Below are 3,096 nucleotides of genomic sequence, written 5' to 3'. Positions count from 1 at the left end.
TGGCTCCCCGACCTGGACTCGAACCAGGGACAATTCGATTAACAGTCGAATGCTCTACCAACTGAGCTATCGGGGAATGCGGAGGCGGCTATAGCAGACGGTTTCGGTGGGGAAAAGCACTTTCTAGCGTGGTCAGCAATTCACCGTTCAAGGGCCGTAAATCCGTGATTTCAGGGCCGCAGCAGGCCCATAATCCCTGTCGCGATGGAGCGGGCGTCCAGACCGGAATCGGCATATTGCTCGGCGGGCGTGCCGTGGGCGACGAAGCGGTCGGGCAGGGTGAAAGCCCGGAATCGGGTGCGCCCCAGAAGGTCACGGTTGGCGAGGTGCTGCAGCACGTGGCTTGCGAATCCGCCGATAGCGCCATCCTCAACGGTGACGAGCAGCGGATGGTAGCGGGCGAGGCCTTCGACCAGTTCGGTGTCGAGGGGTTTGCAGAAGCGAGCGTCCGCCACGCTGGCCTCGATCCCGAGCGCGGAAAGTTCCTGTGCCGCCGCCATGGCGGCTTCCAGCCTGCCGCCCAGTGACAGGATGGCGACGTCGGACCCCTCGCGCAGCAGGCGGCCTCGGCCAATGGCCAGCGCACGGCGCTCGAGCGGATCGTCAGTGCCTGCAGCCTCGCCGCGCGGATAGCGGAAGGCAATGGGGCCTTCGTCATAGGCAATGGCAGTGGCCACCATGCGGCGGAGTTCGGCGGCATCGGCCGGCGCCATGACCACCATGCCCGGCAGCATCGCCATGTAGCCAAGGTCGAAGGAGCCGGCATGCGTGGCGCCGTCCTGCCCGACCAGCCCGGCGCGGTCGATGGCGAAACGCACGGGCAGGCGCTGCAGCGCAACGTCATGCACGACCTGGTCGAAGCCGCGTTGCAGAAAGGTGGAATAGATGGCGCAGACCGGCGTCATGCCCTCGCTGGCGAGGCCCGCGGCGAGCGTCACCGCGTGCTGCTCGGCAATGCCGACGTCAAAAGTACGATTGGGAAAACGTTCCGCGAAGATGTCGAGGCCAGTGCCGGATGGCATGGCGGCGGTGATCGCGACAAGCTTGGGGTCGCGCTCCGCCGCTGCAATGAGGCTGGAGGCGAAGACCTGCGTGAAGGTTGGCGCGTTCGCCTTTGCAGCCTTGAATTCAAGGGTGACGGGATCGAACTTCGAGACAGCGTGGTAGTGCTCCTTATCGGGAGCAGAGAAGGGGTGGCCGTGGCCTTTCTGGGTCACGACGTGGATCAGGATGGGGCCTGACTCCTCGCTGTCGCGCGCCTGGCGCAGTGCGGCGAGCAGCGACTTCATGTCATGCCCGTCCACGGGGCCTTCGTGGCGGAAACCCAAACCTTCGAAGACGCTGGGAAGCCTGCCTTTGCGGAGCTGTGCGAGATGATCGTTGAGGGCGCCGACGGCCGGCGCGATCGACATGCCGTTGTCGTTGAGTATGACGATCAGGCGGCTGTTCAGACTGCCCGCGTGGTTCATCGCTTCCCAGGCCATGCCGCCGGTGATGGCGCCGTCGCCGATGACGGCGATGACATGATTATCGCCGCCCGTGAGGTCACGCGCCAGCGCCATGCCGAGGCCCGCGGAAATCGAGGTGGAGCTGTGGGCGGCGCCGAAGGGATCATATTCGCTCTCGTCGCGCTTGGTGAAGCCGTAGAGCCCGCCACGCTGGCGGATGGACCGGATGCGCTCGCGTCTTCCTGTAAGGATTTTATGGGGATAGGCCTGATGGCTTACATCCCAGATCAGCTTGTCGCGCGGCGTGTCGAAGACATAGTGGATCGCCACGGTGAGTTCGACCACACCCAGCCCGCCGCCGAAATGGCCGCCCGTCTCGGCCGCAGCCGCGATCACCTCGTCGCGAAGTTCCTTGGCAAGACGGGGTAAGTCGGCGGGCCGAAGCTGCCGGATGGCCTCTGGCGTTGGGGCGCGGTCAAGGAGGGGTGTCAACTTGTCCATACAGAAGACTGTAACACTCAATTGACGGTTCGCCAAGATGCCGACTCACGAAATGGGTGCCTAACATGACCAGGCGTGCCACAGCTACGCCCGGGGGAAGCAAAATGGCCGTCGAGATCCGTCCTGCACAGAAGAACGACGCCGTCCATGTGGCGGCGCTGATGGACATCGCCGGGCACGGTATCGAGAGCGCGTTCTGGGCCGCGAACGCCAGCGCGGATGGCTCGGCCTTCGAAGGCGCCCGCCAGCGCATCATCGAAGACCGATCGCTGCCATATCATTTGTCACGGGCCCTCATGCTGGATGTCGATGGAGAGGTGGCGGGGACGCTGATCGGTGGTCCGGTGCCACCCGGCGCCGAGGCACCACCGGGCTTCCCGGACTATTTCGCGCCACTCCTCGCTTTGGAGGCACACGCGGCAGAGCACTGGGCGGTGATCGGGCTGGCCGTTTATCCCGAGTATCGCGGCAGAGGTTTCGCCAGGTTGCTCCTGCACCATGCCGAGACGCTTGCAAGGAGGTCTGGATCAGTGGGCGTGTCGCTGGTCGTCGAGGACGACAATGAGAGAGCCCTTGCGCTTTATCGGAGTGCTGGTTTCGCTGAACAGGAAAGGCGGCGCTGGCTGCCTTATGGCAATCGCACCGGTCCTGCGTACTGGCTGCTCCTCAGTCGGCCGATCTGAAACTCCATGGCGCAATGTCTTGTTGACGAATTGAGCGCCGCCTCAACCGCGTTTGAATGCAGAACGGGGGGTTCGACATGGCATTCGCATTGGAGATCTTGGCCGTCGCAGGTTGCCTTGGCTGGCTTGCCCGGCACATCACATGGCGCCGCAGTTACCGTGAGACGTGCCGGCTTCGTCTGCGTGGAGCCACCGACTAGCAAGACGCCGCTCCGCAAGGGCGGCGGCATTTTTTGCGCTGCCGTTTGCTTCATGCGGGCGGAGAGTTGCTAATTCTCTCATTCAATTCAGCAGTGCGCTTGCACCTCGTCGACAGATGACTGCGCTGCCCAAACATCGGGCAGGGAGCAGGGTACCGCCATGCGGCGGTATCTCTGGATTTACTGTCTGATTTTTCAGGGGAAAAGTTTGGAGGCCTCGCCCGGAATCGAACCGGGGTGCAAGGATTTGCAGTCCTCTGCGTA

General features: G+C 63.6%; 2 protein-coding genes and 1 tRNA gene. 1 reads left to right on the top strand and 2 read right to left on the bottom strand.

Translation table 11 applies throughout. The annotated features are described in order from the left end of the window. Both WCJ41_RS21010 and WCJ41_RS21005 read right to left on the bottom strand, forming a co-directional pair. Positions 1 to 76 (bottom strand) — tRNA-Asn (locus tag WCJ41_RS21010). A 94-nt stretch (positions 77 to 170) separates the two neighbouring features. Next, positions 171 to 1,949: a 1-deoxy-D-xylulose-5-phosphate synthase gene (locus WCJ41_RS21005; protein ID WP_336907788.1), complete on the bottom strand. Its 1,779-nt coding sequence runs from the start codon at positions 1,947 to 1,949 to the stop codon at positions 171 to 173. Between the two features lie 104 nt (positions 1,950 to 2,053). Here WCJ41_RS21005 and WCJ41_RS21000 point away from each other — a divergent pair, with 104 nt between their 5' ends. Continuing rightward, positions 2,054 to 2,632 carry a GNAT family N-acetyltransferase gene (locus WCJ41_RS21000; RefSeq protein WP_336907787.1) on the top strand — a complete coding sequence of 193 codons (579 nt, stop codon included), beginning with the start codon at positions 2,054 to 2,056 and terminating at the stop codon, positions 2,630 to 2,632. The last annotated feature ends 464 nt before the right edge of the window (positions 2,633 to 3,096 follow it).

Source organism: Aestuariivirga sp. (assembly GCF_037139295.1).
Lineage (GTDB): Bacteria > Pseudomonadota > Alphaproteobacteria > Rhizobiales > Aestuariivirgaceae > Aestuariivirga.
This window is presented reverse-complemented; position numbering and strand designations above follow the sequence as displayed.